This window comes from Kitasatospora sp. NBC_01300 (assembly GCF_041435235.1).
Classification (GTDB): domain Bacteria; phylum Actinomycetota; class Actinomycetes; order Streptomycetales; family Streptomycetaceae; genus Kitasatospora.
In genome coordinates, this window is sequence record NZ_CP108408.1 from 2,016,149 (window position 1) to 2,041,690 (window position 25,542).

The window sequence follows — 25,542 nt, forward strand, 5'->3', positions numbered from 1 at the left end:
CAGGCCGCAGGCCGCTGTCCCGGCGCCGGATCCCCGACGGAACCGCCCCCGGGAAGGCCGCGTCAAGCATGGGGTGGGGTCCGGCCTCGGGGTGAGGCGGGCACAGGGTGCCAGGGAGCGTATACGGGTGACGAGCTACAGCGATCAGGCCGGTCTCGGCAGTCCTGCGGGGGGCGGCCAGGGGACGGACGGGTACCACCGGGCCGGACTTCCGGAGCTCGCCGCGGTCGTGGACCGGATCCGCGCCAACATCGAGAGCGTGATCGAGGGCAAGCCGGAGGCCGTCCGGATCGCCCTGACCGTCCTGCTCGCCGAGGGCCACCTGCTGCTGGAGGACGTGCCCGGCGTCGGCAAGACCATGCTGGCCAAGGCGCTCGCCCGCTCGGTCGACTGCACCGTCCGCCGCATCCAGTTCACGCCCGACCTGCTGCCCTCGGACGTCACCGGCACCAACATCTACGACCAGCACCAGCGCGACTTCGAGTTCCGCCCGGGCGCGATCTTCGCGCAGATCGTGGTCGGCGACGAGATCAACCGCGCCTCGCCCAAGACCCAGTCCGCGCTGCTGGAGTCGATGGAGGAGCGCCAGGTCACCATCGACGGCACCAGCTACGAGCTGCCCTCGCCGTTCATGGTCGTGGCCACCCAGAACCCGGTCGAGATGGAGGGCACCTACCCCCTGCCGGAGGCCCAGCGGGACCGCTTCATGGCCCGGATCTCGATCGGCTACCCCAGCCCCGAGGCCGAGTTCGCGATGCTCGACGTGCACTCCGGCGCCAGCCCGCTGGAGGACCTCCAGCCGGTGGCGCACGCCGCCGACATCCTCAAGCTGGTCGACCTGGTGCGCAGCGTGCACATCGCCGACCCGGTCCGCCGCTACGCCGTCGACCTGGTCGGCGCCACCCGCACCAGCCACGAGCTGCGGCTGGGCGCCTCGCCGCGCGCCACCCTGCACCTGGTCCGGGCCGCCCGCGCCGCCGCCGCGCTCGACGGGCGCGACTACGTCACCCCGGACGACATCCAGCGCCTGGCCGTGCCCGTCCTCGCGCACCGTCTGATGCCGACCGCCGAGACCCAGCTCAGCCGCCGCACCGCCGAGCAGATCGTGACCGACCTGGTCGCCCGGCTGCCGCTGCCGCGCCCGCAGGGCGGCCCGGCCGGCCGGAGGGGCTGAGGTGGCCCCGTCCGACCCGACGTCAGGACTGCGGGCCGGGCTGCGCGGCCTCACCACCCGGGGGCGCTCCTTCCTCGCCGCCGGCGTCACCGCGGTCGGCTGCGCCTACCTGCTCGACCAGGACGCGCTGCTGCGCGTCGGCGTGCTGCTCGCCGCGCTGCCGCTGGCCGCCGCGCTGGTGGTCGCCAACACCCGCTACCGGGTGGCCAGCGGCCGCCGGCTGAGCCCGCGTCGCGCGGTGGCCGGCCAGGAGGCCCGGGTCCACCTGCGGGTCGACAACGTCTCCCGGGTGCCCACCGGGCTGCTGCTCCTGGAGGACAAGGTCCCGTACGTGCTCGGGCCGCGCCCGCGCTTCGTGCTGGACCGGGTCGAGCCGCGCGGCCACCGCGAGGTCTCCTACCGGGTCCGCTCCGACCTGCGCGGCCGCTACCCGCTCGGGCCGCTCCAGCTGCGGCTGTCCGACCCGTTCGGGATGTGCGAGGTGAACCGTTCCTTCTCCGCCTCCGACGTCCTCACCGTCGTCCCCCAGGTCCAGGCCCTGCCGCACGTGCGGCTGAGCGGCGAGTGGGGCGGCCAGGGCGAGAGCCGTGCCCGCACCCTGGCGCTGGCCGGCGACGACGACGTGATCCTGCGCGAGTACCGGCCCGGCGACGACCTGCGCCGGGTGCACTGGAAGTCCACCGCCCGGTACGGCGAACTGATGGTGCGCCGCGAGGAGCAGCCGCAGCGGGCCCGGGCGACCGTCCTGCTGGACACCCGGGAGATCGGCCACCGGGGCAGCGGCCCCGCCTCCTCCTTCGAGTGGGCCGTGAGCTGCGCCGCCTCGGTCGCCGTGCACCTGCTGGAGCGCGGCTACCAGACCCAGCTGCTCACCGACACCGGCCAGTGGGTGCCCGGCCCCGGCGCCGGCGGCGGCAACACCGCGGCCGACGCCTCCGGGCTGATCCTGGACGCGCTCGCGGTGGCCGACCTGTCCGACGGCGCCGGCCTCTCCCGCGCCGAGGAGCCGCTGCGCGCCGGCGGCGAGGGACTGCTGGTCGCCGTGCTCGGCGAACTCGACGAGGCGCAGACCGCCCGGCTGGCCCGGCTGCGCAACCGCACCGGCGGGGCCGTCGCGTTCCTCCTCGACACCGGCACCTGGGCGGGCCTGCGGATGCTCGCCCCCAACACCGGCGGCGACGAGTTCCGCAACCGGGTCCGGCAGCTGCGCGAGGCCGGCTGGACCGTCCTGCCGGTCAGCTCCGGGGACTCCGTCCCGGACCTCTGGCAGGCCGCCGACGGCGCCAAGACGACCTCCCCCTACCGAGAAGAGACCGGCGCGTGACCACCCGGGCCAAACTGACCGTCTACTCGGCGCTGGCCACCGCCCTCGCGTCGCTCTGCCTGACCCCGCTGCTCACCACCAGGAGCTGGGTCACCCACGCCTTCCTGGTGATCGCGGTGATCGCGGCGGTCGGCGCGGGCCTGCGGCGGGCCCCGCTGTACCGCTGGACGGTGCCGGTCGGCCAGCTGCTGGTGCTGTTCCTGCTGATCCTGATCGGCTTCGCCGGCTCCGCCTCGCTGCTGGGCGGCGTGGTGCCCGGGCCGTCCTCGCTGCGCGCCCTCGACCACGTCGTCAGCTCCGGCCTGGACGACATCCAGGTGTACGCCATCCCGGCGCCGCCCAACCCCGGCCTGCGGCTGATCCTGGTCGCCTCGGTCGGCCTGGTCGCCGTCGTGGTGGACACCGTCGCCGTGACGTACCGGCGCTCGGCGCTGGCCGGGCTGCCGCTGCTGGCGCTGTACTCGGTCGGCAACGGGCTCTCCGGGGACCACGGCAGCTGGCTCTGGTTCGCCCTGGCGTCGGCCGGCTACCTGGTGCTGCTGTTCGCCGAGGGGCAGGACCGGGTCTCCCGCTGGGGCCGGGTCTTCCACGGCGGCTCGCGCGAATCGACGAGCTCCGGCCGGGTCAGCCCGGGCGGCCAGCAGGTCGGCGTCCTCGCGCTGGTCGCGGCGCTGCTGCTGCCGGTCGTCCTGCCGCACTGGGACTCCGGCCTGCTGAGCCCCGACTCCGGCGGGTCCTCGGGCAAGGGCTCCATCGGGTCGGCCACCAGCCTCGACCCGCTGGTCAGCCTGGAGTCGGCGGTCACCAAGCCCACCAACAACGAACTGCTCAGCTACACCCTGGACAGCGAACTCGCCGACCAGATCTACCTGCGCACCGGGGCGCTGGACCAGTTCGACGGCACCAACTGGCGGCTCGGCAGCACCACGGTCAACGACCTCCCGTCCTCGTTCCCCGCCCCCGAGGGCCTGCGGGACGCCAACCTCCCCCGGATCGAGGGCGAGTTCCAGATCAGCGACCGGCTGGAGAAGAGCTGGCTGCCGATGCCCTACCCGGCCGCCTCCGTCCAGGTCCCCAACCGGTCCGACTGGAAGCTCGACCCGTTCACCCGCACCGTCCTGCCGACCAACGACCGGGCGATCCGCAGCCTGCGCTACCACGTCAGCGCGCTGGACGTGCGGCCCACCGCGAACGAGCTGCGCACCGCGTCGACCGCGCCGCAGGACATCCGGGACCACTACACCGCCCTCCCCCAGGACCTCCCGCCGGTCGTCGCGCAGCAGGCCCACGAGGTCACCGCCAAGGCGACGAACGACTACGACCGGGCGATGGCGCTGGTGAGCTGGTTCACCGGCCCGCAGTTCCAGTACGACACCGCGGTCAACGGCGGCACCGGCAGCAACGCGATCGCGGTCTTCCTGCGCGACCGCAAGGGCTTCTGCGTCCACTTCGCCTCCACCATGGCGGCGATGGCCCGCACCCTGAAGATCCCGTCCCGGGTGGCCGTCGGCTTCACCCCCGGCGACGCCAAGGGCGGCAACGTCTACTCGGTGACCGGCCGGATGTACCACGCCTGGCCCGAGCTGTACTTCACGGGCTACGGCTGGCTGCGCTTCGAGCCCACCCCGAGCCGCGGCGTCCAGCCCCGCTACACCGAGCAGTCCACCACCCCGACCAGCGCGCCGACCCAGCAGCCGACCGCCTCCGCGCAGAGCTCGGCGCCGGTCGCGACGCCGACCGACAGCAAGGACTGCGACGCGAAGCAGCGCCAGCTGGGTGAGTGCGGCGGGAAGAGCAAGGCCGTCAGCAGTGCCGCCGAGGACTCCTGGCTGCTGTCCGGGCAGGTCCTGGGCAGCGCCGCCGTGGTGGTGCTGGTGATCGCGCTGCTGCTGGTGCCGATGCTCTGGCGGTCGGCGCTGCGCCGGCGTCGGCTCGGCTCCGGCGGCCGGCGCGGGCCCGGCGGCGGCCCGGCCGAGCTCACCGACGCCCAGGTGCTGGCCGCCTGGGACGAGCTGATCGACTCCGCCTGGGACCTCGGAATTCCCCCGGACGAGTCACGCACCCCGCGCTCGGCCGCCCGGCGGATCACCGAGAAGGCCGCGCTGGACGCGGACTCGGCGGCGGCCGCCGGGCGGCTGGCGCTGGCCACCGAACGGGTGCTCTACGCCCCGGCCGGCCAGGTCACCACCGCCCCGCTGTCGGCCGACGTCCGGACCGCCCGGCAGGGCCTGCGGGCCACCGCCAGCCGGACCGGGCGGACCAGGGCGGTACTGCTGCCGCCGTCCTCGGCCCAGCTGTGGTGGCGGATCTCCGACGCCCTGCGGGCGGCCCGGGAGGCGGTCGGCACCAGGGTCGGCCGGGTGTCCGCCGCGGTCAGCGGCCCGGTGCGGCGGGTGGTTTCCCGGCGCAAGCGCGAACCGGAGTCCGAGCAGGCCTCCAGGGAGTCCTGAGCGGGGCCCGGGCGAACGGGCCGTCGCACGGACACGAGAACGCCGGGGCGGGCAGTCGATCGACTGCCCGCCCCGGCGTTCGTCCAGCGTGTACGCGGCTCAGAAACCGCCGGCCTGCTCGTCCCGACGACGCTGCCAGCGCTGTTCCACCCGGTCCATCATCCCGGCCTTGCGGCGGGGCGCGGCGGCCGGCCGGGGGCCGGAGCCCTGGCCGGCGGGGCCGCGGCGCCAGCCGGTCACGGCGAACACCGCGCACCCGAGCATCACCAGGAAGCCCACGACGCTGACCCAGATCTGGTCGGGGACGACCATGCCGCCCATCAGCAGGCCGATGCCCACCACGAAGCCGGCAACGGCCAGGTACACCCGCCGGCGGGTGTAGGTGCGCAGCCCGGTTCCCTCAAGCGCCGTCGCGAATTTGGGATCTTCGGCATACAGCGCTCGCTCCATCTGGTCGAGCAGTCGCTGCTCGTGCTCCGAGAGCGGCACGGAGTCCTCCTACTCGTCGGTCGCGGGTGCGACCGGTCCGCCACCCCGGTCGGGGAGGCAAAGTCCAATCAGCCTTCGGGGCACACGGTCGGACGCCTGTGCGGGGGGACCCGGCCCGTGTCGTCCATATGCCCCACGCATCCGGCTGTCATGCTTTCCGGCTTTACCCAGATCATACGGTCCGTGGGCCCGTTACGGAGTGGTCTGCGCCGCGTGGGACGGGCCACTTCGACCGGGCACGGCCGCACCCGGCTCAACGCCACGAGACGCGGACAAGTGCCCGAACGGGTGGAATCGGTCCGGAGCTGGGCAGGTTCGGGACCACCCGGACGAGGCCGGGGGGCGTCCGGAAGGCGAACCGCCGCCGCACGGTGCGCGAACCGTACGGCGGCGGACGGTCCCTCGCTCGCTCAGGCCAGGGTGGCCAGCAGGTGCAGCTGGGTCGCCACGGCGTGGAACGCGGGCTGCTCGGCGGCGGCCTCCTCCAGCTTCAGCAGCGCCTCCATCGCGCCCGGCTCGGCGTCCACCAGCACCCCGGGGACGAGGTCGGCGAAGACCCGGACGCCGTGCACCGACTCCACCCGCAGGCCCGCGCCCTCGGCCAGCCGGCTGAGCTCCTCGCCGGTGAAGCGGCGCGGCATCGGGTCCTGCTCGCCCCAGCGGCCGTCGGTCGCGGACAGCACCGTACGGGCCTCGGTGAAGTGGCCGGCCAGTGCGCGGGCCAGCACGGCGCCGTTGCGGTTGGCGGCCAGCAGGCTGACCAGGCCGCCCCGGCGCAGGGTGCCGGCCAGGCTGCCGAGCGCCTCCGCCGGGTCGTCCACGACCTCCAGCACGCCGTGGCAGAGCACCGCGTCCACGGTGCCGGGGGCGACCAGCTCGGGCAGCGTCTGGGTGTCGCCCTGGACGGCCCGGACCAGCGCCGTCACCCCGGCCTCGGCGGCCCGGCGCTCCAGCGCGAACAGCGCGTCCGGGCTGGGGTCGACCACGGTGACCCGGTGGCCGAGCTTGGCCACCGGCACGGCGAAGTTGCCGGTGCCGCCACCGGTGTCGACCACGTCGAGGACCGGCTGGTCCAGCTCGGCCGCCCGCTTCTCCAGGGCGGCCCGCACCACCTCCCACACCACGGCGGTACGCAGGGCACTGCGGGGACGCGTCGGGTACAAGGCGGGGCTCCTCGGCACATGCAGATCGATCAGGATGCCTCCACCTTAGACCGGGCGGGTGGCGGGGCCCGTCACCCCCGGCGGGTCGTCGCCGTCCAGCGGCAGCCGCGGGGCCGGCGGGGTCGGGCGCAGGCCGAGCAGGCGCTCGACCAGGCGCAGGAACAGGGCGGAGTTGCGGACCAGGTCGTCGGCGTCACGGGCCGAGGCGGCACCCCTGATCCCGGCCTCGGCGGCGGCCCGGCGGCGGGCGCCGGCGGCGTAGTAGAGCGCCCACTCGGCCAGCTCGGGGGCCATCTCGGGCAGCACCTCCCAGGCGCTGCGGATGGCCTTGCGGCGGCGCGCGCTCTTCTCCGGCCGCCCACGGACCGCGAGCACGGCCGCCACCGTGCGCAGCGCGGCCAGGTGGGCGGTGGCGTACCGCTCCAGCGGGTCCTCCAGGACGCGGGCCCGGTCGAGCGTGCGGTGGGCGTCGGCGAGCAGGTCGAGGGCGGCCGGCGGCGCGGCGGTCCGGCGCAGCACGGGGTGGACGTCCCCGCCACCCGGGCGCCCGCCCGGGGAGGACGGCAGGGCGGCGGAGTGGAGGCGGGCGGTGACGGGCTCAGGACGGCTGATGGTCATGGTCTCCCCCGTTCCGAGGCAGCGCGCGGACCGGGCGGTCCGTGCCCCTCCATCGTGAACGGGACCACTGACAACGCGGCCCGGAACGGGTGAGCGGCGGCGGGCACCGGCCTGTCCCCCCAGGTCCTGTGCCGCCGCCGTACGCCGCCGCTCCGCCGTTCCCCACAGGCGGCGGTGGCCAGCTCTCCCCCTCTGGTGGCCGGTCTCCCCCCGGCCCGCTCCGCCGCCCCGTGTCGGCGGTGCGAGGCCCGTGACCGGCTCCCGCGGCGGACCTCCGCCGCCGCCCCGCCGACCCCTCATCTGCCGGCTGGGCGGACGGATCCGCCACCCGGGGCGGGGCGCCCGACGCGCCGCCGTCCCGGTGCCACCACTCTCCCGTCCCGGCAGGTCGGCGGGCCATCCGCTGACGTACTCAACCCCGGATCTGAGTACGCGTACTCAGATCCGTCGGCCCCGGACCCGGCCGTGGCCGGAACCGGCGGGCCGACCCGGCACGTCCGGGTACGGTACGGCGTGGCCGGAGCGGACCGGCCACGGCCACGAGAAGGAGGGGGAAAGCGATGAGGAGGGGGAAGCCATGACGATCGTGCCGCTGATCTTCACCAGCGGACTCGCCAGCGGCATCAACGCCTACGCGGTGGTGCTGCTGCTCGGACTGCTGGGCCGCTTCGGCGGCGCGGACTCGGTGCCGCCCGCACTGGAGCGCACCGACGTGCTGGTCGCGGCCGCCGTGCTGTTCCTGCTGGAGGCGGTGGCCGACAAGATCCCGTTCGTCGACAGCCTCTGGGACTCCGTGCACACCGTGATCCGGCCGATCGCGGGCGCCACCGTCGGCGCGCTGATCGCGAGCACCGACCCGGGCTCGCTCGGCGAGGTCGCGGCGGGCGCGATGGGCGGCACCACGGCGCTGGTCAGCCACCTGGTCAAGGCCTCGCTGCGGATGGCGGTCAACACCTCGCCCGAACCGGCCAGCAACATCGCGGTCAGCATGGCGGAGGACCTGTCGGTGGCCGGGCTGGTCTCCCTGGCGATCTTCCACCCCTGGCTGGCCGCCTCGATCGCCGCCGTCCTGCTCGCCGTCGGCCTGCTGCTGGTCGGGTTCGCGGTCAACCGGATCCGCGCCTTCCGGGCCCGCCGCCGCGAACGCCGCGCCGCCCGCGAGGCCCGGTCCGCCGCCCGCGAGCAGGAGGCGGACCGGCCGTACGTCCCGAGGCCCTGAGGACGGCGCCCGCCGGGCCCGGCCCAGGTCACGGCCTAGGATCAGGTGCCATGGCACGGATCGTCATCATCGGCGCAGGAATGAGCGGGCTCGCCGCGGCCTCCAGGCTGGCCAGCCTCGGACACCGGGTGACGGTCTGCGAGGCCGGCGGCACGTACGGGGGCATGGTCGGCCGGTACGAGCGCGACGGCTTCGCGTTCGACACCGGCCCCGGCCTGCTGACCCTCCCGGCCGTCTACCGCGACCTCGCGCTGAAGACCGGCAAGGAGCCGCTGGAGCAGCTCGTCGACCTCGCCCCGGTGGACCCGGAGAGCCGGCACCTGTTCCCGGACGGCACCGCCGTCAGCCTGCCCAACGCCTCCCGCGGCGGCGTCAGCCAGGCCCTGGACGCCGCCTTCGGCGCCGGCTCGGGCGCCCGCTGGAGCGCGGTCATGAACCACGGCCGGACGGTCTGGGAGGCCACCCGCCGCCCGCTCCTGGAGGAACCGCTCCCGGCCGACCGGTCGCCGCTGCACACCGACCCCTACCCCGTCCCGCCCCGGCGCGGCCTGCTCGCCCGGCTCGGCCGGCCCCGCCCGTGGACCCTCGCCGACGTCGCCGCCCGCGAACTCGGCGGCCACCCCGGCCTGACCGCCCTGCTGGCGGAGCACGCCCTGCGCTTCGGCCTGCCCCCCGGGTCCGCCCCCGCCGGGGCCACCGTGCTGCCGTACATGGAGCAGTCCTTCGGCGTCTGGTACGTCCGGGGCGGCCTGCGGGCCCTGGCGGACGCGGTGCACCGGCGCTGCGAGCTGCGCAAGGTGGAGTTCCGCTTCGACACCCCGGTCACCGAGGTGCTGGTCGAGGACGGCCGGGCCCGTGGCGTCGACACCCCGGGCGGCCGGATCGACGCGGACCTGGTGGTCTCCTCGATGGACGCCAGGACGCTGTTCCGTGACGGCCCCGCCCGTGGGCCGGAGCCCGGACCCGACCACCGGGAGCCGTCCGGGGTCCCCGGCCGGTTCAGCGTGCTGCTCGCACTGCGCGGCGCCCGGCCGGCCGGCACCCCGCACCGGACGGTGGTGCACGCCGCCGACCCGGCGGCCGAACAGAACACCCTGACCGTCCCCGGCCCGCCCTGCGAGCGCCCGACCCTCCAGGTGCTGCGCCCGGACGATCCCTCGCTGCGCCCCGACGACGCGCACGAGAGCGTGGTGCTGACCGCGACCGTCCCCGCCCAGGGCGACGTCGACTGGACGGCGCCCGGGATCGCCGAGCGCTACGCGGACCAGCTGCTGGCGCACGCCGACGCCGCCGGCCTGGGCCTGCGCGAACGGGTGCTGTGGCGGGTCGCGCGGACCCCGGACGACACCCGCCGGGAGACCGGCGCCCTCGGCGGGTCGGTCCCCCGCCCCGCGCTCGCCGGAGACGGCGGCGGATGGCTCCAGCCCGCCAACGAGTCGCCCGTCCCCGGCCTCTACCTGATCGGCGGGGCGGCCCACCCCGGCGGCGGACTGGCCCGGGCCGGCATGTCCGCCTGCATCGCCGCCAACCTGATCGGCCCCGCGTAGCGGCCCCGGCGCCGGAGCTCAGCCCTGGGGCCAGGTGTTCTGCTGCTGGTAGCCGTAGGTGTGGTCGTAGGACTGCTGCTGCGGGATGCCCTGGGGGTGCTGGCCCGGCTGCTGGCCGGGGTGCTGCTCCAGGTGCTGCTCGGGGTGCTGCTGCGGGGTCTGCCACTGCTGCTGGGGGTGCTGCTCCCAGCCGGGCTGCTGCTGCGGGTAGGACTGGTACTGGTCCTGCTGCGGGTAGCCGTTGTACGGGTCGGACTGCTGGGGGTAGGCCCCGTAGCCCTGGTCGTAGGCGAAGGCGGGCTGCTGCTGGCTCTGCCACTGCTGCTGCTCGTAGGCCGGCTGCGGCTGGGCGGCGTTGTCGTAGCCGGACTGGTAGGCCTCGGCGTAGGGGTCGTGCGGCGCCTGCGCCTGCTGCTGCTCGTAGTAGGCGGGCGCGTAGACGCCGTCCTGGGCGAGTTCCTGCATCTCGAAGGAGGCGGTCTGCTCGACCTCGGGGACGTCCTCGGCGACCGGGTCGGGGGCGGCGACCGGGGCCTCCTCGACGGCGCTGACCTCGCCGATCCGCTTCTCGGTGGCCTCGACCGCGGCCACGGCGGCCGCGCCGCCGGTGAGGGCGCCGAGCAGGGGCACCTTGGCGAGCGGGCCGGGCAGCGAGCCGTCGGCCTTGCGCAGCGACCAGCCGGCCCGGTAGCCGCGCTTGACGGAGAGGGTGACGAAGGTCTGGCCGGCCGCGAAGAGGGCGGCGCCGGCGCCGATCACCGGGACGGAGCCGAGCACCATGCCGGCGGCCACTCCGAGGAAGCCGACCAGGGCGAGGGCCCGCCAGTGCAGCGGGGCCCGGTTCTGCAGCAGGACCTCGGCGACCAGCCAGAGCGCCACCACCGCCAACGCGACGTACAGCAGCAGGTATCCGATGCCCATCCGCCCGCTACCTCCAGTCGCGTGCCCGCGCTCGCCGCGCGTGTGCGGCGACTGTACCGGTTCAACGGCCGGGGTACCGCATCGCGTTCCCGCCGGTCGCGGCCGGGGCGCACACGACCGAGCCCGTCACCGTCGGGGCGGTGACGGGCCGGTGGACGTCCGGGTCCGCGGGCCCCGGGCGGGGGCGGGCGAGGCCCCGGACGGGGCCTACGCGTGGCGCTGGTGCAGGCCGAGGTTCTGGTAGATCTCCAGCGTCGCCGTGGAGTGGTTGAGCGTGATGAAGTGCAGGCCGGGCGCACCCTCGGCGAGCAGGCGTTCGGCCATCGCGGTGGCGTGTTCCATGCCGATCGCGCGCAGCGCCGCCGGGTCGTCGACGGCGGCCCGCAGCCGGGCCTCCAGGTCGGCGGGGAAGGCGGAGCCGCTCAGCTGGGGGAAGCGTTCCAGCTGCTTGGCGTTGGTGACCGGCATGATCTCCGGGATGATCGGCGTCTCGCAGCCGGCGGCGGTGACCCGGTCGCGCAGCCGCAGGTAGTCGTCGACCTCGAAGAACATCTGGGTGATCGCGTAGTCGGCGCCCGCCCGGACCTTGCCGACGAAGTGCCGGATGTCCTCGTCCCAGTCGGTGGAGCGCGGGTGCATGTTCGGCGAGGCGGCGACGCCGACGCAGAAGTCGCCGATGCCCTTGATCAGCTCGACCAGCTCGTACGCGTACGTGACGCCGTCGGGGTGCTTGACCCACTCGCCCATCGGGTCGCCGGGCGGGTCCCCCCGGACCGCGAGGACGTTGCGCACGCCCTGGTCGGCGTACTGGCCGATGATGTTGCGCAGTTCGGCGATCGAGTGGTCGACGGCGGTCAGGTGGGCGACCGGGGTCAGCGTGGTCTCGGTGGCGATCCGGCCGACCATGTTGACGGTGCGCTCGCGCGAGGAGCCGCCGGCGCCGTACGTCATGCAGACGAAGTTGGGGTCCAGCGGTTCGAGCCGACGGATGGCGTCCCAGAGTCGCTGCTCGCCGACCTCGGTGCGCGGGGGCATGAACTCGAAGGAGAAGGACCGCTTTCCTGCTGCCAGGAGTTCGCGGACCGTCAGTGCGCGGTCCGGTCTGGTGGAAGCGATGCCGAGTGCCATGCTGGCAGGTTATCGGGCGTTCGAAGGGGCCGGACAACTCGGTACCACGGATTGAGACAAGTGGTGGACGACATTCCATCCGCGTTCCGTCCGTATTCCATCCGTGATTCCATCCGTGGGCCGACGAATTCCGACCGGCGTTCGGGTCCCGCGCCCGGTGCGCCCGCACGCCCGCGCACACGCCCGCTCGCACATCCGTTCCCGGCCACCCCGCTACGCTTGCTGAACCCCAGCGAACCAGCGGAGCCTCATCGTGACCTCGTCCAGCAACCGGCCGGCCAACCCCATAGACGTGGAGGACGTCCGCGCGCGCGTCAACGCCGCCCTCGCCGCGTTCATGGACGGCCAGTCCGCCCTGTTGGACAAGATCTCCCCGCAGCTCGTGCCCGCCGCCGACGCCCTGCGCGACTTCCTGCTGGACGGCGGCAAGCGGCTGCGCCCGGCCTTCTGCTACTGGGGCTGGCGCGGCGCCGGCGGCCCGGCCGGCGGCGAGGGCATCGCGAACGCGGCCGCCGCGCTGGAACTGCTCCAGGCGAGCGCCCTGGTGCACGACGACCTGATGGACCGCAGCGACACCCGCCGCGGCCTGCCCTCGATCCACCGCCGCTTCGAGGCGCTGCACCGGGCGAACGGCTGGCGCGGCGACCGCGAGCAGTACGGCGCCTCGGCGGCGGTGCTGCTCGGCGACCTGCTGCTGATCTGGTGCGACGAGCTGTTCCTGCGCTCGGGCCTGGAACCGGCCGCCGTGCTGGCCGCCAAGCCGGTGTTCGACCTGATGCGCACCGAGGTCATGGTCGGCCAGTACCTGGACGTCCTGGAGCCGGTGGCCGGCGACTCCGCCGACGAGGGCGCGCTCGACCGGGCGCAGACGGTGCTGCACTACAAGTCGGCGAAGTACACGATCGAGCGGCCCCTCCAGGTCGGCGCGCTGCTGGCCGGCGCCGGCCCGGAGCTGGTGGCGGCGCTGGGGGCGTTCGGGCTGCCGCTGGGCGAGGCCTTCCAGCTGCGGGACGACCTGCTCGGCGTCTTCGGCGATCCGGCGGTCACCGGCAAGCCGGCCGGGGACGACCTGCGCGAGGGCAAGCGCACCCTGCTGGTGGCGCACGCGATGCGGGGCCTGCCGGCCGCCGACGCCCGGCACCTGGACGAGCGGCTCGGCGCGCCGGACCTGGCGCCCGAGGAGGTCACCGGGCTGCGCGACCTGGTGGCCCGCAGCGGCGCGCCCGAGCGGGTGGAGCGCCGGATCGACGAGCTGATGGAGCAGTCCCTGGCCGCGCTGGCGGCGGCGCCGCTGGCCGACGAGCAGGCCCGCACGGTGCTGCTGGCCCTGGCCGAGGCCGCCACCGTCCGCAAGTACTGAGATCCGCACGCAGGGGGATCCGCAGGTACGGAGAACGGTGACGGCCCCCGGGGCCGTCAGGCCGAGCGCACCCGCCGGGCGAGCTCGGCGGCGGCGGCCCGCGGGTCGTCGGCGGCCGTGATCGCCCGGACCACGACGATCCGGCGGGCGCCGGCGGCCAGCACCTCGTCGAGGTTGCCGAGGTCGATGCCGCCGATGGCGAACCACGGCCGGTCGGTGCTCTGCTCGGCCGCGTACGAGACCAGGCCGAGGCCCGGCGCCGGGCGGCCCGGCTTGGTCGGGGTCGGCCAGACCGGGCCGGTGCAGAAGTAGTCCACACCGGGCTCGGCGACCGCCGCGTCCACCTCGGACTCGGCGTGGCAGGACCGGCCGATCAGCACCTCGTCGCCGAGGATCGCCCGGGCGGCCGGCACCGGCAGGTCGTCCTGCCCGAGGTGCAGCACGTCCGGCCGGGCCGCGTGCGCGACGTCGGCGCGGTCGTTGACGGCCAGCAGCTTGCCGTGACGGCGGCAGGCGTCCGCGAAGACCTCCAGGGCCTCCAGTTCCTGCTTGGCCTCCAGGCCCTTGTCGCGGAGCTGGACGATGTCCACCCCGCCCGCCAGCGCCGCGTCCAGGAACTGGGCGAGGTCGCCCTGCTCCCGGCGGGCGTCGGTGCACAGGTACAGCCGGGCGTCGGCCAGCCGCCGGCGCGGTGTGTCCGCCGCCATCAGATCAGCATCGCCTGGGCGCGCCGCTTGACCTCGGTGCCGCGGTTCTCCTGCAGCGCCTGGATCGGGCTGCCGGGCAGCGACGGGTCCTCGGTGAAGAGCCACTCCAGGATCTCCACGTCGTTGTACCCGCAGTCGCGCAGCACGGTCAGGGTGCCGGACAGGTGCTTGACCAGCCCCTGGCCGTCGATGAACGCCGCAGGGACCTGCAGCGACTTGTTGGGGCCCCGACGGACGGCGATCAGCCCGCCGCTGCGGACCAGGTCGCGCACCTCGGTGACGCGCACCCCCCACTGCTCCGAGATGTCGGGCAGGTACATCCACTCGGAAACCAGGGATTCAATCTTGCTTTCAATCTCACTCACGCCACCAGACTGCCACCTCCACAGCCCCCCGCGCACCAGCCGCTACCCCGCGACCGCCGACTTCAGCGGCACCGAGGGGTCCGCCGCGCGGGCCCGGTCCAGCGCGGTGCCGCGCTCGATCAGCCGGCGGCCCTGGGTCAGGTCGCGCGGCCGGTCGACGGCCAGCAGCGCGCTCGGCACCCCGTCGCGCAGCCAGAGCGCCGTCCAGGAGGCGTCCTGAGGACCGCCGCGCCACAGCAGTTCGTCGCCCTCGGCGTGCCGCCCGGCGTACTGGACCATCCGCCCGAACTGCTCCGACCAGAAGTACGGCACCGGGTCGTACGGCGGCGCGTCCGCGCCGAGGACGGCGGCCGCCACGGCCTCGCCGGACTGCAACGCGTGGTCCCAGTGCTGGACGGCCAGCCGGGCACCGGAGCGGGCGGACGGGTAGCTGACGCAGTCCCCGGCCGCGAAGACGCCGGGCAGGCCGGTGCGCAGCCGCCCGTCCACCAGGACGGCGCCGGTGCCGTCCAGCTCGACGCCGGAGCCGGCCAGCCAGCCCGTCGCGGGCCGGGCGCCGACGCCGACCACGACCTCGTCGGCGGGCAGGTGCGAGCCGTCCGCGAGCAGCACCGCGCCCTCCTCGACGGCGGCCACGCCGACCCCGCAGCGCAGGTCGACGCCGGCCTCGGCGTACCAGGCGGCCATCGCCGAACCGACCTCGGCCGGCAGCGCGCCGGGGACGGGCGCCGGGCCCGCCTCGACGACCGTCACCTCGCAGCCGGCCGCGCGGGCGGCGGTGGACACCTCGGCGCCGATCCAGCCCGCGCCGACCAGCACCAGCCGCAGGCCGGGCCGCAGCAGGGCGCGCAGCGCCAGCGCGTCGTCCAGGGTGTGCAGCAGGTGCGCGCGCTCGGCGCCGGGCAGGGCGCGCGGGGTGGCGCCGGTGGCGATCACCAGGGCGTCGTACGGGAGGTCACCGGCGTCGGTGTGCAGCACGCCGGGGGCGAGGCCGGTGGCGCGGCGGCCGGTGAACAGTTCGATGCCCAGCTGCGGGTAGTCGATGTCCAGGGTGGTGGCGTCGGCCTCGCCGAGCAGCACGTCCTTGGAGAGCGGCGGCCGGTCGTACGGCGCGTGCGGCTCCTCCCCGACCAGCGTGATCCGCCCCCGCCAGCCGCCCTGCCGCAGCTTCAGGGCGCACTGCGCCCCGGCCAGCCCGGCCCCGACGACGACCACCTGATCCGTTGCGTTCAGCTCTGCCACGCCCGTCACTGTACTCAGCGCCCTGCCGGGGCCATCGGCCCGTCCACCCCGCGTACGGGCCTTCGGCCGGGCCCGCCCCCGGCGTTATGGTGGGGGCACCATCACGGGAGCCCGGCGTACCGGGCTGAGAGGCGGGCTGGCACGGCCCGCGACCGTCCGAACCTGATCCGGGTCATTCCGGCGAAGGGAGAAGAGCAGCCTTGTCACGCTTGCCCGAGGAAACCCACGCCGACGTGCTGGTGATCGGCGGGGGCATCATCGGCCTCGCCGTCGCCTGGCGCGCCGCCCAGCGCGGGCTGAGGAACATCGTCGTGGTCGACCCCTCCCCCGGCGGCGGGGCGGCCGGGGTCGCGGCCGGGATGCTCGCCCCGGTCACCGAGCTGCAGTACGGCGAGGAGCCGCTGCTGCGCCTCGGCATGGCCTCCAACCAGCGGTACGGGGACTTCGCCGCCGCGCTCACCGAGGCGAGCGGCGGCCTGGACACCGGGTACCGCCGGTGCGGCACGATCGCCGTCGCGCTGGACTCCGACGACCGCGAGGAACTGCGCGAGCTGCACGCCTTCCACCAGCGGCTCGGCCTGGACTCGGCCTGGCTGACCGGCCGGGAGGCCCGCAGGCTGGAGCCGATGCTCGCCCCCGGCGTGCGCGGCGGCCTGCACGTCGCGGACGACCACCAGGTGGACCCCCGCCGGCTGCTGACCGCCCTGGTGGCCGCCTGCGGGCTCGCCGGGGTCGTGGTCCACCGGGCCGAGGCCGTCGGGCTGCTGGTCGAGGGCGGCCGCGCGGCCGGCGCCCGGCTCGGCACCGGCGAGACCCGGAGGGCCGACCAGGTGGTGCTCGCGGCCGGCCCGCACAGCCACCGGCTGCCCGGGCTGCCGGAGGGCGTGCTGCCGGCCGTCCGCCCGGTGAAGGGGCAGATCCTGCGGCTGCGGATCCCCGAGGCGTACCGGCCGTTCCTGTCCCGCAACGTCCGCGCGGTGGTGCGCGGACAGCACCTGTACCTGGTGCCCCGGGAGAACGGCGAGCTGGTGATCGGCGCGACCACCGAGGAACAGGGCTACGACACCACCGTCACCGCCGGCGGGGTGTACGAACTGCTGCGCGACGCCCACGAGTTGGTGCCGGGCATCACCGAACTCCCGCTGCTGGAGACCTCCGCCGGGCTGCGGCCCGGCTCGCCGGACAACGCCCCGCTGCTGGGCCCGACCGCGCTGCCCGGGCTGGTCGCCGCCACCGGCCACTACCGCAACGGCGTGCTGCTCACCCCGGTGACCGCCGACCTGCTCGCCGAGTACCTGGCGACCGGCGAACTCCCTGAGCTTGCACAGCCGTTCACACCCACCCGGTTCTCCCCCGACCGCTCCACCGCGAAGGCCTCCGCATGACCGAGATCGCACCACCCCAGACCACACCGGCCCAGACCGCGCCGACCCGGACCGCGCCGACCGAGATCGGGCTGACCGTCAACGGCGAGCCCCGCCGGGTGTCCGCCACGACCACCCTCGCGGAGGTGGTGGCCACCCTCAGCGCCGCCCACAGCGGCGTCGCCGCCGCCCTCAACGAGGCCGTGGTGCCCCGCAGTTCGTGGCCGGCCACGGAACTGTCGGCGGGCGACCGGATCGAGATCCTCACCGCCGTCCAGGGAGGCTGACATGGCTGACGACCTGCTGACCATCGCCGGGGAGTCCTTCGGCTCCCGGCTGATCATGGGCACCGGCGGCGCGCCCAGCCTGGAGATCCTGGAACGGGCGCTGCTGGCCTCCGGCACCGAGCTGACCACCGTGGCGATGCGCCGGGTCGACGCCGGCACCCAGGGCTCCGTCCTGGACGTGCTGACCCGCAACGGCATCCGGGTGCTGCCCAACACGGCGGGCTGCTTCACCGCCGGGGAGGCCGTGCTGACCGCCCGGCTGGCCCGCGAGGCGCTCGGCACCGACTGGGTGAAGCTGGAGGTGATCGCCGACGAGCGGACCCTCCTGCCGGACCCGATCGAGCTGCTGGACGCCGCCGAGACCCTGGTCGACGACGGCTTCACGGTGCTGCCGTACACCAACGACGACCCGGTGCTGGCCCGCAAGCTGGAGGACGTCGGCTGCGCGGCGATCATGCCGCTGGGCTCGCCGATCGGCTCCGGCCTGGGCATCCGCAACCCGCACAACTTCCAGCTGATCGTGGAGGGCGCGGGCGTCCCGGTGATCCTGGACGCGGGCGCCGGCACCGCCTCGGACGTCGCGCTGGCGATGGAGCTGGGCTGCGCGGCGGTGATGCTCGCCTCCGCGGTGACCAGGGCGCAGGACCCGGTGCTGATGGCCGAGGCGATGCGGCACGCCGCCGAGGCGGGCCGGTTCGCCCACCGGGCCGGCCGCATCCCGCGCCGGTTCCACGCCGAGGCCTCCTCGGCGATGGCCGGCCGGGCGGAGCTGGACACCCGCGAGCACCCGGCGTTCTGACGCTCCGGCGCCCGGCACCCGCCCGCGTGTGCCGTGTCACAAACCGGGCACAGCCGGGCCCGGAGGCGATGTCCTCCGGGTCCGGCCGACAGCCGGAGGCCTAGACTCTTCGGGTGGACATGGCACTGCACGACCCCTTGATCGGTACCCTGCTCGACGGCCGGTACCGGGTCGAGCAGCGCATCGCGACCGGCGGGATGTCCACCGTCTACAGAGGCACCGACACCCGGCTGGACCGGGTCGTCGCCCTCAAGGTGATGCACCCCGCGCTGGCCGGGGACGACGGCTTCACCACCCGGTTCATCCGCGAGGCCAAGGCCGTCGCCCGGCTCTCCCACCCGAACGTGGTGAACGTCTTCGACCAGGGCGCGGACGGCGCGAACGTCTTCCTCGCCATGGAGTACGTGCCCGGCCGCACCCTGCGGGACCTGCTGCGCGACCGCGGCGCGCTGTCCGTGCGGGCCGCGCTGGACGTGCTGGAGCCGGTGCTGGCCGCCCTCGGCGCCGCCCACCGGGCCGGGCTGGTGCACCGGGACGTCAAGCCGGAGAACGTGCTGATCACCGAGGACGGGCTGGTCAAGGTCGCCGACTTCGGCCTGGTCCGGGTCCTCGGCACCGCCGACGGCGCACCCACCTCGACCAGCACCGCGACCGGCGGCACGGTCCTCGGCACCGTCTCCTACCTGGCCCCCGAGCAGATCCTCCCGGACGCCCCCACCGACCAGCGGGTCGACGTCTACGCGGCCGGCATCCTGCTCTACGAGATGCTCACCGGCCGCCGCCCGCACACCGGCGACAACCCCGTCCAGGTGATGTACAAGCACCTGCACGAGGACGTCCCCGCCCCCTCGCTGATCGCCCCGGCCGTCGGCCCCGGGCTGGACGCCATAGTGGCCGGCGCCTGCGCCCGGACGGCCGACGCCCGCCCGTACGACGCCGTCGAGCTGCTCGCCGCCCTCCAGCGGATCCGCCGCACGCTCACCCCGGCCGAGCTGGACGCCGAACCGCCTGCCTCCACCCGGCCCAGCCCGCGCTACCCGACCAGCGAGCCGACCTCGGTGATCCAGCAGCCGGCAGGGCCCGTCGACGCGGCGCCGGAGCCCACCAGCGTGCTGGACGTGCCGGCGGAGCTGCTGGACCAGCTGTTGGTCGAGCCGCGCCCGTACGACGAGCCGACCCCGGTGCGCGGGCGCCGGCCCGGCCTGCTGCGCCGCCTCCCCCGCAAGCCGCTGATCTGGGTCGCCGCGCTGACCGCCCTGGTGCTGGCGGTCGGCGGCGCGACGTACGGGCTGTCCGAGGGGCTGTACGGGCCGGTGCCCGGCGTGCTCGGCAAGGACCGGGCCGAGGCGCAGCGGATCCTGGACAAGGACGGCATGCACGGCCGCTTCGTCGAGGTGTTCAGCGAGAGCGTCCCGGCCGGGCAGGTGATCGCCACCGACCCCGGGGTGGGCGCGCGGACCCGCAAGAGCGACACCGTGACGGTGACCGTCTCCCGGGGCCCCAAGCGGATCGCGGTGCCGGACCTGGCCGGGAAGACCGCCGACCAGGCCGCCGACGCGCTGACCGCGGCCCAGCTGACCAGGGGCGGCGTGACCGGGACGTACGACGACACCGTGCCGGAGGGCGTGGTGATCAGCAGTTCGCCGGCGGCCGGGCAGCTGCTCCAGGAGAACACCGCGGTCTCGCTGGTGGTCAGCAAGGGCATGGTGCCCGTCCCGGACGTCACCGGAATGAGCAAGGACGACGCGGCGAAGGCGCTCCAGGCGGCCGGCTTCACGATGCAGACCAGCGGGGTCAACCTGTTCGGCACCGGCAAGGTGTCCAGCCAGTCCCCGGCGGCCGGCGAGCGGCGCCCTCAGCACACCGCGGTGACGGTCAACTTCCCCTTCTTCTAAGGGGATTCCTCGCTCCAAGGAGATTCCTCGCTCCTGAGGGGATTCCTCCGGACGTCGGCCCGCCCTCAGCGCAGCGGGCCGTCGCCCGGCTCCTCCTGGTGGGAGTAGCGCTGCTCGCGCCACGGGTCGGCGAGGTTGTGGTAGCCGCGCTCCTCCCAGAAGCCCCGGCGGTCGGCCCGCATGTACTCCACCGCGCGGACCCACTTGGGGCCCTTCCAGGCGTACAGCCCGGGGACGATCAGCCGGACGGGGAAGCCGTGCTCGGCGGTCAGCGGCTCGCCGTTGCGGTGGGTGGCGAAGATCGTCCGCAGGTCGGCGAAGTCGGCCAGCCGCAGGTTGGCGCTGTAGCCGTACTCGGCCCAGACCATCACGTGGGTGACGCCGGGCGCGGGGGGCTCCAGGTCGAGGAGGGCGGCGGCCGGCACGCCCGACCACTCGTTGCCGAGCAGCGTGAACTTGGTGACGCAGTGCAGGTCGGCGACGACGGTGGTGCGCGGCAGGGCGTGGAAGGCCTCGAAGTCCCAGCTGTGCTTCTCCGCCGAGGCGGTGGCGCCGAACACCTGGAGGTCCCAGGTCAGCGGCTTGAAGCGGGGTACGGGCCCGTAGTGCAGGGCGGGCCAGCCGCGCTGCACGCGCTGCCCCGGGGGGAGCCTCGGGTCAGACGGCGGAAGTGGTTCTTGTTCGGACTGACCCATGACTCCATGGTGACAGACGGCGGCCGACGCGCCGTGCGCGCCCCTTGGCGCGACCACGCGCCCCGCCCTCAAGAGCCGGTGGCCGAGCCCGTATCGGCCCAAATCGGATATTCCAAAACATGTCCTAGTGAGTGTGAACTTACTGGAACTTCCTCCCATTTCGATGCCAGGATGCGCAGCGCAGGAGTCACAACAGGCCGTAGCGCAGGGAGGCACCAGCCATGCAGGGCGACCCAGAGGTCATCGAGTTCCTCAACGAGCAGCTCACCGCGGAGCTCACCGCGATCAACCAGTACTTCCTGCACGCCAAGATGCAGGAGAACTTCGGCTGGACGAAGCTCGCCAAGTACACCCGGCACGAGTCCTTCGACGAGATGAAGCACGCCGAGACCCTCACCGACCGGATCCTCTTCCTGGACGGGCTGCCGAACTACCAGCGGCTGTTCCACGTCCGGATCGGCCAGACGGTCAAGGAGATGTTCGAGGCGGACCGCCAGATCGAGGTCGAGGCGATCGACCGCCTGAAGCGCGGGATCGTGGTGATGCGCGCCAAGAACGACGTCACCTCGGCGAACATCTTCGAGGACATCCTGGCCGACGAGGAACACCACATCGACTACCTCGACACCCAGCTGGAGCTCCTGGAGAAGCTCGGCGAGGCGCTCTACCTCGCCCAGGTGATCGAGCAGCCGGACTCCTGAGCCCTCAGGCCGCGCGCAGCGGGGCGACCGGGGTCGGGGCGGACCGGGTCGCGGTGGCCACCGGCGCGGGCGCGGCCTGGTCCTGCGGGTCGGCCAGACCGAGCTTCGCGGCGAGGCGGGCGGTCGGGCAGGGCCGGGCGCCGTGCTCGCCGAGCAGGGCCTGGATCCGGCGGACGCAGGATCCGCAGTCGGTGCCGGCCTTGCAGCCCCGGGCGATCTGGCGCGGGGTGCCGGCCCCGGCGTCGATCGCCTTCTTCACCTGGTCCTCGGTGACCGCATGGCACATGCACACGTACATCGCGGACTCTCCAGGGTGGTGCGGCGCCGACCGGCGGAACGATCTTGACTAAGGCTTGCCTTACTTCACTAAGCCTCACCTTACCCGGCGTTCCGGGTACGAAAAAGCCCCTCCGGGCTCGGGGACCCCGAATCCGGAGGGGCTTTCGTCACATTCGCTCAGCGGTGACCCGCCGACGGCGGCTCACCCGTGGCAGCTCACTGGCCGCGGTACATCTCCGCCACCAGGAACGCCAGGTCCAACGACTGGCTGCGGTTGAGCCGCGGGTCGCAGGCCGTCTCGTAGCGCGTGTGCAGGTCGTCGACCAGCACCTCGTCGCCACCGCCGACGCACTCGGTCACGTCGTCGCCGGTCAGCTCCACGTGGATGCCGCCCGGGTGGGTGCCCAGCGCGCGGTGCACCTCGAAGAAGCCCTTGACCTCGTCGAGCACGTCGTCGAAGCTGCGGGTCTTGTGGCCGCTGGAGGCCTCGAAGGTGTTGCCGTGCATCGGGTCGCAGATCCACACCGGCTGGGCGCCGGACGCGGTGACCTTCTCCACCAGGGTGGGCAGGTGGTCGCGGACCTTGCCCGCACCCATCCGGGTGATGAAGGTGAGGCGGCCGGGCTCGCGCTCCGGGTCCAGCTTCTCGATCAGGGTCAGTGCCTCGTCGACCGAGGTGGTCGGGCCGAGCTTGACGCCGATCGGGTTGCGGACCTTCGAGGCGAACTCGATGTGCGCGTGGTCCAGCTGGCGGGTGCGCTCGCCGATCCACACCATGTGGCCGGAGACGTCGTACAGCTCGCCGGTGCGCGAGTCCACGCGGGTCAGCGCGGTCTCGTAGTCGAGGATCAGCGCCTCGTGCGAGGAGAAGAACTCGACGGTCTTGAACTCCTCCGGCGCCACACCGCAGGCGTTCATGAACGCCAGGGCGTTGTCGATCTCCCGGGCGAGCTGCTCGTAGCGCTGGCCGGCCGGCGAGTTGCGCACGAAGTCCTGGTTCCAGGCGTGCACCTGGCGCAGGTCCGCGTAACCACCGGTGGTGAACGCGCGCACCAGGTTCAGCGTCGCGGCGGACGCGTTGTACATCCGCTTGAGGCGCTCCGGGTCCGGGATGCGGGACTCGGGGGTGAACTCGAAGCCGTTCACCGAGTCGCCGCGGTAGACCGGCAGCGTCACGCCGTCGCGGGTCTCGGTCGACTTGGAGCGCGGCTTGGAGTACTGGCCGGCGATCCGGCCCACCTTCACGACCGGCACCGAGGCCGCGTACGTCAGCACGGCGGCCATCTGCAGCAGGGTCTTCAGCTTGTTGCGGATGTGCTCCGCCGAGACGCCGTCGAAGGCCTCGGCACAGTCGCCGCCCTGCAGCAGGAAGGCCTCCCCGCGCGCCACGGCGCCGAGCCGGGCGCGCAGCTGGTCGCACTCGCCGGCGAACACGAGCGGCGGATACGAGGCGAGCTCGGCAAGGGTCTTGCGCAGAGCCTCTTGGTCCGGCCATTCAGGCTGCTGCGCCGCGGGCAGGGACTGCCAGGAGTGGCCAGTCCTCGATGTCTCAGTCGTCACGGTCACACCACCAAGGCTACGGGGTGACGCGAGCGATTCGTGACCATTGCCCGAGGGGTGAGACATAACTCGGACAAACAAGTGACCGGGCTCACCCTCCCCGCACGATCCGCTACGCTCGAACCATGCACGCGCCCCACACCCACTCCTGGTGGTGGGCCTCCCCCAAGGGTGGCCCACCGATCGCGCGTTCCTAGACGAACACGACGGCCGCCCCTCGGGGCGGCCGTCGGCGTATGCGCAGACGGCCCTCCGGGAGCGGATCCCAGCACCGCACCTCACCAGTCCCCCGGAAGGAAGCCGCTCCGTGACCGCCACCGCCGACCTGCTCGCCCGCCTCACCGCTCCCGACGCGCCCGCGTTCGCCCTGCTGCACCGCCGCACCCCCCGGCTCGCCCCGGACACCGTCGAGGTGCTGGTCGGCACCGTCGACAGCTACCGGAACCTCGCCGACCTGCCGGTCCGCACCGGCGTCCCGGCCGACGGCCCCGTGCACGACCTGCTCGCGCTCGTCCCGTACCGGCAGATCCGCGAGCGCGGCTTCGAGGCGCACGACGACGGGACCCCGCTGCAGGCCCTCTCGGTGGCCGAACAGCACACCCTGCCGCTGGCCGAACTCACCGCCGCCCTGCCGCAGTCGCCGGTCTCGCTCACCGACGGCTCGTTCGACATCGACGACGAGGCGTACGCCGCGATCGTCCGCCGGGTGATCGAGGAGGAGATCGGCAACGGCGAGGGCGCCAACTTCGTGATCCGGCGCGACTTCGGCGCCACCCTGGAGAACTTCTCGCCCGCCCTCGCGCTCACCCTGTTCCGGCGGCTGCTGGAGCAGGAGCGCGGCGCCTACTGGACCTTCCTGGTGCACACCGGCGAGCGCGTCCTGGTCGGCGCCTCCCCCGAGGTGCACGTCCGGCAGAGCGGCGGCACCGTCGTGATGAACCCGATCTCCGGCACCTACCGCTATCCGGCCGGCGGCTCCGACATCGACTCGCTGCTCCGGTTCCTCCACGACCCCAAGGAGCTGGAGGAGCTGACGATGGTCGTCGACGAGGAGCTCAAGATGATGTGCACGGTCGGCGACCTCGGCGGCCAGGTGCTCGGGCCCCGGCTCAAGGAGATGTCCCACCTCGCCCACACCGAGTACGAGCTGCGCGGACGCACCTCGCTGGACGTCCGCGAGGTGCTCCGCGAGACGATGTTCGCCGCCACCGTCACCGGCAGCCCGGTGCAGAACGCCACCCGGGTCATCAAGCGGTACGAGCCCGGCGGGCGCGGCTACTACTCCGGCGCGCTCGCCCTGATCGGCCGCTCCGCCAGCGGCGGGCAGCTGCTGGACTCGCCGATCTGCATCCGCACCGCCGACATCGACCCGGCCACCGGCCGCCTGGTCGTCCGGGTCGGCGCCACGCTGGTGCGCCACTCCGTCCCCGAGTCCGAGGTCGCCGAGACCCACGCCAAGGCCGCCGGGGTGCTCACCGCGATCGGCGCCCGGCCCGCGCCCGCCCGGCTGCCCGGCCCCACCGGCCCCCGGCTCGCCGACGACCACCGCGTCCAGGCCGCCCTGGACGCCCGGCGGGCCGACCTCGCCCCGTTCTGGCTGCGGATGCAGACGCCGACCGTGGTCACCGAGCCCACGCCGACCCTGGTGGTCGACGGCGAGGACACCTTCACCTCGATGCTCGCCCACCTGCTCACCTCGATCGGCCACCAGGTCAGCGTCGTCCGCTACGACGCGCCCGGGCTGCCCGCGCTGCTGGCGGCGCACCGCGGGCCGCTGGTGCTGGGCCCCGGGCCCGGCGACCCGGCGCTCGCCGACGACCCCAAGATGGCCCTGCTGCGGCCGGTCGTCGCGGACGCCCTGGCCGCGGTCCGCTCCGGGGCCCGCACCGCGCCGCTGCTCGCGGTCTGCCTCAGCCACCAGCTGCTCTGCGGCGAGCTCGGGCTGGCGCTGGGCCGCAAGGACGTCCCGTACCAGGGGGCGCAGGAGAGCGTCGACCTGTTCGGCACCAAGCACACCGTCGGCTTCTACAACACGTTCACCGCGCGCTGCTCGGACGCCGACGCGGCCCGGCTCGCCGCGCAGGGCGTCGAGGTCGCCCGGGACGCCGCCACCGGGGACGTCCACGCGCTGCGCGGTCCCGGCTTCGCCGGCCTCCAGTTCCACCCCGAGTCGGTGCTGACCCGCGACGGCGTCGGCATCGTGGCGGGCCTGCTGCGCGAGGCGGCGGCCGTCCGCGGCTGAGCGGCCGGTGGGG

The 25,542-nt window shown here is 74.3% G+C and carries 23 protein-coding genes and 1 riboswitch; of the genes, 12 read left to right on the top strand and 11 right to left on the bottom strand.

The window, feature by feature from the left end:
* Window positions 1-127: 127 nt before the first annotated feature.
* From OG556_RS09000 to OG556_RS09010, 3 genes are read left to right on the top strand one after another with little or no spacing between them, the layout of a single operon-like run.
* The gene (locus OG556_RS09000) at window positions 128-1,174 is read left to right on the top strand and encodes an AAA family ATPase (protein ID WP_371516667.1); all 1,047 of its coding nucleotides are present in this window, start codon (window positions 128-130) and stop codon (window positions 1,172-1,174) included.
* A gap of 1 nt (window position 1,175) precedes the next feature.
* On the top strand, window positions 1,176-2,498 hold the full coding sequence (locus OG556_RS09005) for a DUF58 domain-containing protein (protein ID WP_371516668.1): 1,323 nt from the start codon (window positions 1,176-1,178) through the stop codon (window positions 2,496-2,498).
* The gene (locus OG556_RS09010; RefSeq protein ID WP_371516669.1) at window positions 2,495-4,948 is read left to right on the top strand and encodes a transglutaminaseTgpA domain-containing protein; all 2,454 of its coding nucleotides are present in this window, start codon (window positions 2,495-2,497) and stop codon (window positions 4,946-4,948) included. The genes OG556_RS09005 and OG556_RS09010 overlap by 4 nt, the downstream gene beginning before the upstream one ends.
* A 99-nt stretch (window positions 4,949-5,047) precedes the next feature.
* Here OG556_RS09010 and OG556_RS09015 read toward each other — a convergent pair whose 3' ends face one another.
* The 3 genes from OG556_RS09015 to OG556_RS09025 form a co-directional block, all read right to left on the bottom strand.
* Window positions 5,048-5,437, bottom strand: coding sequence for a DUF3040 domain-containing protein (locus OG556_RS09015; protein WP_350884379.1), 390 nt, complete (start codon window positions 5,435-5,437; stop codon window positions 5,048-5,050).
* Window positions 5,438-5,847: 410 nt separating this feature from the next.
* Window positions 5,848-6,600 (bottom strand): methyltransferase domain-containing protein, encoded by a 753-nt coding sequence (locus OG556_RS09020; protein ID WP_371516670.1) that lies wholly within the window; start codon window positions 6,598-6,600, stop codon window positions 5,848-5,850.
* A 45-nt stretch (window positions 6,601-6,645) separates the two neighbouring features.
* Complete coding sequence (locus tag OG556_RS09025) at window positions 6,646-7,212, bottom strand: SAV_6107 family HEPN domain-containing protein (protein ID WP_371522633.1); 567 nt, start codon at window positions 7,210-7,212, stop codon at window positions 6,646-6,648.
* Window positions 7,213-7,795: 583 nt separating this feature from the next.
* Between OG556_RS09025 and OG556_RS09030 the strand changes: the two genes are divergently transcribed.
* Both OG556_RS09030 and OG556_RS09035 read left to right on the top strand, forming a co-directional pair.
* On the top strand, window positions 7,796-8,437 hold the full coding sequence (locus OG556_RS09030; RefSeq protein WP_371516671.1) for a DUF4126 domain-containing protein: 642 nt from the start codon (window positions 7,796-7,798) through the stop codon (window positions 8,435-8,437).
* Between the two features lie 50 nt (window positions 8,438-8,487).
* Complete coding sequence (locus OG556_RS09035; RefSeq protein ID WP_371516672.1) at window positions 8,488-9,984, top strand: phytoene desaturase family protein; 1,497 nt, start codon at window positions 8,488-8,490, stop codon at window positions 9,982-9,984.
* An 18-nt stretch (window positions 9,985-10,002) separates the two neighbouring features.
* On the opposite strand, the gene OG556_RS09040 is transcribed toward OG556_RS09035, so the two are convergent.
* Both OG556_RS09040 and metF read right to left on the bottom strand, forming a co-directional pair.
* The gene (locus OG556_RS09040; protein ID WP_371516673.1) at window positions 10,003-10,905 is read right to left on the bottom strand and encodes a hypothetical protein; all 903 of its coding nucleotides are present in this window, start codon (window positions 10,903-10,905) and stop codon (window positions 10,003-10,005) included.
* A gap of 207 nt (window positions 10,906-11,112) precedes the next feature.
* A complete protein-coding gene (gene metF / locus OG556_RS09045; protein WP_363618869.1) occupies window positions 11,113-12,033 on the bottom strand; it encodes a methylenetetrahydrofolate reductase [NAD(P)H] in 921 nt (306 codons plus the stop codon).
* A 253-nt stretch (window positions 12,034-12,286) separates the two neighbouring features.
* Between metF and OG556_RS09050 the strand changes: the two genes are divergently transcribed.
* Entirely contained in the window at window positions 12,287-13,393 is a 1,107-nt protein-coding gene (locus OG556_RS09050; RefSeq protein ID WP_371516674.1) for a polyprenyl synthetase family protein, read from the top strand.
* Between the two features lie 56 nt (window positions 13,394-13,449).
* Here the strand turns inward: OG556_RS09050 and thiE are convergent, their stop codons facing one another.
* Genes thiE through OG556_RS09065 form a run of 3 tightly spaced genes read right to left on the bottom strand, consistent with a single transcriptional unit; the run spans window position 13,450 to window position 15,716 of the window.
* Window positions 13,450-14,100: a thiamine phosphate synthase gene (thiE, locus tag OG556_RS09055; RefSeq protein WP_371516675.1), complete on the bottom strand. Its 651-nt coding sequence runs from the start codon at window positions 14,098-14,100 to the stop codon at window positions 13,450-13,452.
* Window positions 14,100-14,465: an Rv2175c family DNA-binding protein gene (locus OG556_RS09060; protein WP_371516676.1), complete on the bottom strand. Its 366-nt coding sequence runs from the start codon at window positions 14,463-14,465 to the stop codon at window positions 14,100-14,102. Before OG556_RS09060 ends, thiE begins: the two co-directional genes overlap by 1 nt.
* Before the next feature lie 42 nt (window positions 14,466-14,507).
* Window positions 14,508-15,716: an NAD(P)/FAD-dependent oxidoreductase gene (locus OG556_RS09065; protein ID WP_371516677.1), complete on the bottom strand. Its 1,209-nt coding sequence runs from the start codon at window positions 15,714-15,716 to the stop codon at window positions 14,508-14,510.
* An 84-nt stretch (window positions 15,717-15,800) separates the two neighbouring features.
* A riboswitch (TPP riboswitch) is annotated at window positions 15,801-15,913 on the top strand.
* Between the two features lie 3 nt (window positions 15,914-15,916).
* Here OG556_RS09065 and thiO point away from each other — a divergent pair.
* The 4 genes from thiO (at window position 15,917) to pknB (ending at window position 20,052) form a co-directional block, all read left to right on the top strand.
* Complete coding sequence (gene thiO / locus OG556_RS09070; protein ID WP_371516678.1) at window positions 15,917-17,092, top strand: glycine oxidase ThiO; 1,176 nt, start codon at window positions 15,917-15,919, stop codon at window positions 17,090-17,092.
* Window positions 17,089-17,358, top strand: a complete 270-nt coding sequence (gene thiS, locus OG556_RS09075; RefSeq protein WP_371516679.1) for a sulfur carrier protein ThiS — start codon at window positions 17,089-17,091, stop codon at window positions 17,356-17,358. Before thiO ends, thiS begins: the two co-directional genes overlap by 4 nt.
* A gap of 1 nt (window position 17,359) precedes the next feature.
* Window positions 17,360-18,157 carry a thiazole synthase gene (locus tag OG556_RS09080; RefSeq protein ID WP_350884406.1) on the top strand — a complete coding sequence of 266 codons (798 nt, stop codon included), beginning with the start codon at window positions 17,360-17,362 and terminating at the stop codon, window positions 18,155-18,157.
* A gap of 119 nt (window positions 18,158-18,276) precedes the next feature.
* Entirely contained in the window at window positions 18,277-20,052 is a 1,776-nt protein-coding gene (gene pknB, locus OG556_RS09085; RefSeq protein WP_371522635.1) for a Stk1 family PASTA domain-containing Ser/Thr kinase, read from the top strand.
* 65 nt (window positions 20,053-20,117) lie between these two features.
* On the opposite strand, the gene OG556_RS09090 is transcribed toward pknB, so the two are convergent.
* Window positions 20,118-20,747, bottom strand: coding sequence for a molybdopterin-dependent oxidoreductase (locus OG556_RS09090; protein WP_371516680.1), 630 nt, complete (start codon window positions 20,745-20,747; stop codon window positions 20,118-20,120).
* Between the two features lie 221 nt (window positions 20,748-20,968).
* Here OG556_RS09090 and bfr point away from each other — a divergent pair, with 221 nt between their 5' ends.
* Window positions 20,969-21,448, top strand: coding sequence for a bacterioferritin (gene bfr / locus OG556_RS09095; RefSeq protein WP_363582962.1), 480 nt, complete (start codon window positions 20,969-20,971; stop codon window positions 21,446-21,448).
* A gap of 4 nt (window positions 21,449-21,452) precedes the next feature.
* Here the strand turns inward: bfr and OG556_RS09100 are convergent, their stop codons facing one another.
* Together OG556_RS09100 and OG556_RS09105 are read right to left on the bottom strand one after the other, a co-directional pair.
* Entirely contained in the window at window positions 21,453-21,746 is a 294-nt protein-coding gene (locus tag OG556_RS09100; RefSeq protein ID WP_371516681.1) for a bacterioferritin-associated ferredoxin, read from the bottom strand.
* 197 nt (window positions 21,747-21,943) lie between these two features.
* The gene (locus OG556_RS09105; protein ID WP_371516682.1) at window positions 21,944-23,353 is read right to left on the bottom strand and encodes a class II 3-deoxy-7-phosphoheptulonate synthase; all 1,410 of its coding nucleotides are present in this window, start codon (window positions 23,351-23,353) and stop codon (window positions 21,944-21,946) included.
* A 241-nt stretch (window positions 23,354-23,594) separates the two neighbouring features.
* On the opposite strand from OG556_RS09105, the gene OG556_RS09110 reads away from it, so the two are divergent.
* Entirely contained in the window at window positions 23,595-25,529 is a 1,935-nt protein-coding gene (locus OG556_RS09110; RefSeq protein WP_371516683.1) for an anthranilate synthase family protein, read from the top strand.
* Window positions 25,530-25,542 lie beyond the last annotated feature (13 nt).